At 36.5% G+C, this 4,282-nt stretch carries 7 protein-coding genes and 1 pseudogene; all 8 read left to right on the top strand.

Features of this window, described 5'->3' with window-relative positions; translation table 11 throughout:
* Positions 1 to 166: 166 nt before the first annotated feature.
* Positions 167 to 583 carry a DUF86 domain-containing protein gene (locus tag U9O96_07500; GenBank protein MEA2054928.1) on the top strand — a complete coding sequence of 139 codons (417 nt, stop codon included), beginning with the start codon at positions 167 to 169 and terminating at the stop codon, positions 581 to 583.
* Positions 580 to 1,545 carry a dTDP-glucose 4,6-dehydratase gene (gene rfbB, locus U9O96_07495; GenBank protein MEA2054927.1) on the top strand — a complete coding sequence of 322 codons (966 nt, stop codon included), beginning with the start codon at positions 580 to 582 and terminating at the stop codon, positions 1,543 to 1,545. The genes U9O96_07500 and rfbB overlap by 4 nt, the downstream gene beginning before the upstream one ends.
* A gap of 9 nt (positions 1,546 to 1,554) precedes the next feature.
* Complete coding sequence (gene rfbC, locus U9O96_07490) at positions 1,555 to 2,118, top strand: dTDP-4-dehydrorhamnose 3,5-epimerase (GenBank protein MEA2054926.1); 564 nt, start codon at positions 1,555 to 1,557, stop codon at positions 2,116 to 2,118.
* 116 nt (positions 2,119 to 2,234) lie between these two features.
* Complete coding sequence (locus U9O96_07485) at positions 2,235 to 2,423, top strand: hypothetical protein (GenBank protein MEA2054925.1); 189 nt, start codon at positions 2,235 to 2,237, stop codon at positions 2,421 to 2,423.
* A 98-nt stretch (positions 2,424 to 2,521) separates the two neighbouring features.
* Positions 2,522 to 3,091: a nucleotidyltransferase domain-containing protein gene (locus tag U9O96_07480; protein MEA2054924.1), complete on the top strand. Its 570-nt coding sequence runs from the start codon at positions 2,522 to 2,524 to the stop codon at positions 3,089 to 3,091.
* Positions 3,078 to 3,500 (top strand): HEPN domain-containing protein, encoded by a 423-nt coding sequence (locus tag U9O96_07475; protein ID MEA2054923.1) that lies wholly within the window; start codon positions 3,078 to 3,080, stop codon positions 3,498 to 3,500. Before U9O96_07480 ends, U9O96_07475 begins: the two co-directional genes overlap by 14 nt.
* A gap of 113 nt (positions 3,501 to 3,613) precedes the next feature.
* Positions 3,614 to 3,778: pseudogene (locus U9O96_07470) on the top strand (dTDP-4-dehydrorhamnose 3,5-epimerase family protein).
* Positions 3,779 to 3,783: 5 nt separating this feature from the next.
* Positions 3,784 to 4,282, top strand: a 499-nt coding sequence (locus U9O96_07465; GenBank protein MEA2054922.1) for an NAD-dependent epimerase/dehydratase family protein, incomplete at its 3' end; no start/stop codon positions are given.

Genomic DNA, 4,282 nt, shown 5'->3' with positions numbered 1-4,282 from the left:
TATTCACCAATTGAATTTCAATATGAAGTTTTGAAAACAGGCAAAGCAGTATTTGTTAGAGATAAAGTTAAAAAAGAGGAATACGAGGCTGCTACAATTTCAAAATATCTTGATTTTAGAGTGGTCGCTGAACAATTAGACAGAAAATTTTTAGCGAGGGTTTAGAATGAAGTTGCTATCTCATTTAAGAGAGTTGGATGAAGCGTTAAAGGATTGGAAAAGATATCAAAATATTTCAATTGAGGAGCTTAAAAAGGATAGGGATAAGAGGAATATGGTATTGCATGCTATGTTAGTAAGTGTCCAGGCATCAATAGATATTGCAACCTACATAATAGCTGATAAGGAATTTAAAAAACCTTCTACTTGTAGAGAAACCTTCGAAATTCTTGCAAATGAAGAGGTAATCTCCAGAGAACTTGCAGACAAGTTAGCAGATTTAGCTGGTTTTAGAAATATCTTGGTTCATATATATTGGGGGCTTGACATAGATGAAGTTTATAGCATCTTGCGAAAGGATTTAGGAACTTTAGAAACATTTAAAAAAGTTGCGAAGGAATTGTTGGGAGAGGCAAAAATATGAAGATAATGGTGACAGGAGGAGCAGGTTTCATCGGCTCAAATTTTATTCATTATTTATTGAATGAATATGATGATATTGAAGTTGTTAACTATGACAAGCTTACCTATGCAGGAAATCTGGATAATTTAAGAGATGTGGAAAATGACCCGAGATATCATTTTTTTAAAGGAGATATTTGTGATAAAGAAATAGTTGAAAAAGTGATTAAGGAATATGGAGTAAAGCAAATAATAAATTTTGCTGCTGAAAGTCATGTTGATAGAAGCATAACAGGACCAGAAACATTCATAAAAACAGATGTTTTTGGTACCTTTACCTTACTAGAAGCAAGTAGAAAATTTGATGTCGACAAATACATTCAAATTTCTACTGATGAAGTTTATGGAAGCATAGAAAAAGGAACTTTTAAGGAAAATGATGCTTTAAATCCTTCCTCGCCATATTCAGCAAGCAAATCTTCTGCGGATTTACTGGTCAATTCATATTTTGTTACATATGGTTTGCCAGTTTTAATCACCCGTTCAAGCAATAACTTTGGCCCATATCAATATCCTGAGAAGCTTATCCCTCTCTTCATCATAAAAGCTTTGCACAATCAATTATTGCCTGTATATGGGGACGGTTTGCAAATTAGGGATTGGCTTTACGTTGAAGACAATTGCGAAGGAATAGATTTGGTTAGAAAGAAAGGAAAGGAAGGGGAGATATACAACATTGGCGCTGACAATGAACGTACAAATATTGAAATCACAAACATCATATTAAAGGAACTCAATAAACCATCATCATTGATTGAACATGTTAAAGACAGGCCGGGGCATGACCGCCGTTACAGCATTGATTCAGGCAAGATAAAAAGGTTGGGCTGGACAGCGAAGAAAAGTCAGGATTTTGAAAATTCAATGAAAGATACAATCCAATGGTATGTAAAGAACGAGTGGTGGTGGAAAAAGTTAATTTAAGGTGATGAGATGCCCTTCGAATTTGAAAGACTGGATATTCCTGACGTTGTGCTTGTTAAACCAAGAGTATTTGAGGATGAACGTGGCTTTTTCATGGAAACTTACAAAAAGGGAGATTTTGAAAAGGCTGGGATAGACATAGACATCATTCAGGAAAATCATTCAAAATCAAAATACGGAGTTTTGCGTGGCTTACATTTCCAGAAGGAGCCATATACTCAGAGTAAATTGGTCAGGTGCATAAAAGGAAAAATTATTGATGTTGCCGTTGACATAAGGCAGAACTCTCCTACATTCAAAAAATATGCATCTGCCGAGCTATCTGAGGATAACAAACTCATGCTCTTTATCCCAAAAGGATTCGCCCATGGATTTTTGGTTCTAAGCAATGAAGCAGAAATAATCTATAAAGTTGACAACGTCTATGCTCCTGATTATGAATCTGGATTGATCTGGAATGATCCCGATGTTAATATCCAGTGGCCCATTGATAATCCAGTTCTCTCAAAAAAAGACAAAAAATTGCCAGGCTTGAAAGAGCTAATCAAAAGAAAAGAGATAAGAGATATCTGATATAATGGGGAAAATAAAATGAATACAATTCAGAGAATAGCAAAGAATGCGGAGGCATTACAACAGAAAATTACAAAACTTACAGTACTATGTAATAATTGTAAGTGGTGGTTTGAATGATTAATCCTTATGTGACAGGATTTCCGGCGGATCCGAAGTCCTTTGAAGGAAGAAAAGGGGAATTGGGAGAAATAAAGAATCATCTAAAAAGGCTGGTTGAGAAGAATCTGGTGGTGAAGATAAATAGAGGGAGATACAAATTCTATCACCCATTATTCAGAGAATACTTGGAGAGGATAAAATGAATACTGTTCAGCATGTCGCGAAGAATACAGGTGTGTTGCTCACTTTGCAAATAGCGGTATGGATAAAATTTTTATACAATCGAATACTATTGTTATACATGCTTCAGAAGTTGTTCACATCTCGGACAAGAGTAAAGCTGCTCACATTATTCATGATGAATCCAGGAAGGGAGATGTATGTCAGGGAAATTGCAAGAAATGTCAAGGAGAATATAAATGCTGTTCGTAGAGAATTAGCGAATTTGGAGGAAATAGACTTGTTGAAGAGTGAAAGAAGAGGAAACTCGAAATATTATGTTGTAAACAAAAAAATGCCTATATACAACGAGTTAGCAAGTATCATTCTTAAGACAGAGGGAATGGCAAAAGTATTGCAGGATAGTTTATCAGGGCTGAGCGTAGAGACCGCTTTTATATACGGTTCTTTTGCAAGTGGCAAAGCAGGAGTAGATAGTGATATCGATACCTTCATAGTTGGGGAGATAAATGAAGAGGAACTTATAAAAGAAATAAGGGAAGTCGAGAAGAGACTATCTCGTGAGATAAATTATGTTCTGTTTACAGCGGAAGAATTTGAGAGGAGAAAAAAAAGGAAAGATCCTTTTGTCTTAAATGTGCTAAAAGAGCCAAAGAGTATGTTGGTAGGTGATCTGAGTGACCTTAGATGAACTTGAGAGGGAAGGATATACAAAAAGGTTGCCCGCGGATAAGAAAAAGGTAGAAGATGCTTTTAATCTTGCGAAGAGAGATATAAAAGTTGCAAAGGCTATCTTGAGAGAGAATGATGATTGGGCGTTCTCTATAGCGTATAACGCAATATTACAGGCAATTAGAGCGCTCATGTTTTCAAAAGGATACCGGCCTTCTGGCAGAAATCAGCATATCTCTGCAGTTAGGTTTGCAGAACTCTTTTTAAGAAGAGAAGAGGTCATTGTTTTGGATAGGATGCGCAGAAAGAGACATGCTACGGTATATGATACTGCGGGAACGATCTCGGAAAAGGAAGCTGATAATGCAGTTGAAAGAGCTGGGAACTTAGTCCAAGAGATAGAAAGAATTCTTGGGGGTGATAGGTAGGAATGAATACTGTCCGGCATGTCGCGAAGAACACGGGCATATTGCCTGTATCATGTATTGCAAGCTACATCTCAGGCTTTTTGTTTGTCATGTACACTGCTCGCTATCTGGGAGCAGAGGTCATCTACAAAGTTGACAATGTTTGTGCTCCCAGTCATGAATCTGGCTTAATCTGGAATGATCCCGATGTTAATATCCAGTGGCCCATTGAGAGTCCAATTATTTCGGAAAAAGATAAAAAATTGCCGAGTTTAGAAGAATTGATTAAAAGAAGGTAAATATCATGGAAAATAAAAAAGTTATAGTTACAGGAGGAGCAGGCTTTATCGGCTCTCATCTGGCGGAGGAACTGACAAAGGACAGTGAAGTTACGGTTATCGACAATCTTTCCACAGGAAAATTGGAAAATATAAAACATTTGCTCGATGACAAAAAAATTGTTTTTAAAAAAGGAGATATTCGAGATTTGGAATTTTTGAAGAATGAGTTCGAAGGAGCAGATTATGTTTTTCATCAGGCTGCCGTTGTTTCTGTTCCCAAAAGTGTTGAGAATCCTTTATTAACTAATGACATTAATACAAATGGAACCTTGAATGTTTTAATTGCAGCGAGAGATTGCAATGTAAAAAAAGTTGTTTTCGCTTCATCATGTGCTGTTTACGGAGATAATCCAAATTTACCGTTAAAGGAGGATATGTTACCAATGCCATTATCACCGTATGCTTCATCAAAGTTGGCTGGAGAATATTACTGCCAAGTTTTTGCAAAGGTTTATGGTTTGC

The organism is Candidatus Thermoplasmatota archaeon (assembly GCA_034660695.1).
In the GTDB taxonomy this organism is placed as follows: domain Archaea; phylum Thermoplasmatota; class E2; order UBA202; family DSCA01; genus JAYEJS01.
Note: the sequence above shows the minus strand (reverse complement) of the source record. Positions and strands in the feature narration are given on the sequence as shown.

Coding starts and splice junctions, on each gene's coding strand:
- U9O96_07500 (MEA2054928.1), top strand. CDS start 167: ATGAAGTTGCTATCTCATTTAAGAGAGTTGGATGAAGCGTTAAAGGAT.
- rfbB (MEA2054927.1), top strand. CDS start 580: ATGAAGATAATGGTGACAGGAGGAGCAGGTTTCATCGGCTCAAATTTT.
- rfbC (MEA2054926.1), top strand. CDS start 1,555: ATGCCCTTCGAATTTGAAAGACTGGATATTCCTGACGTTGTGCTTGTT.
- U9O96_07485 (MEA2054925.1), top strand. CDS start 2,235: ATGATTAATCCTTATGTGACAGGATTTCCGGCGGATCCGAAGTCCTTT.
- U9O96_07480 (MEA2054924.1), top strand. CDS start 2,522: ATGCTTCAGAAGTTGTTCACATCTCGGACAAGAGTAAAGCTGCTCACA.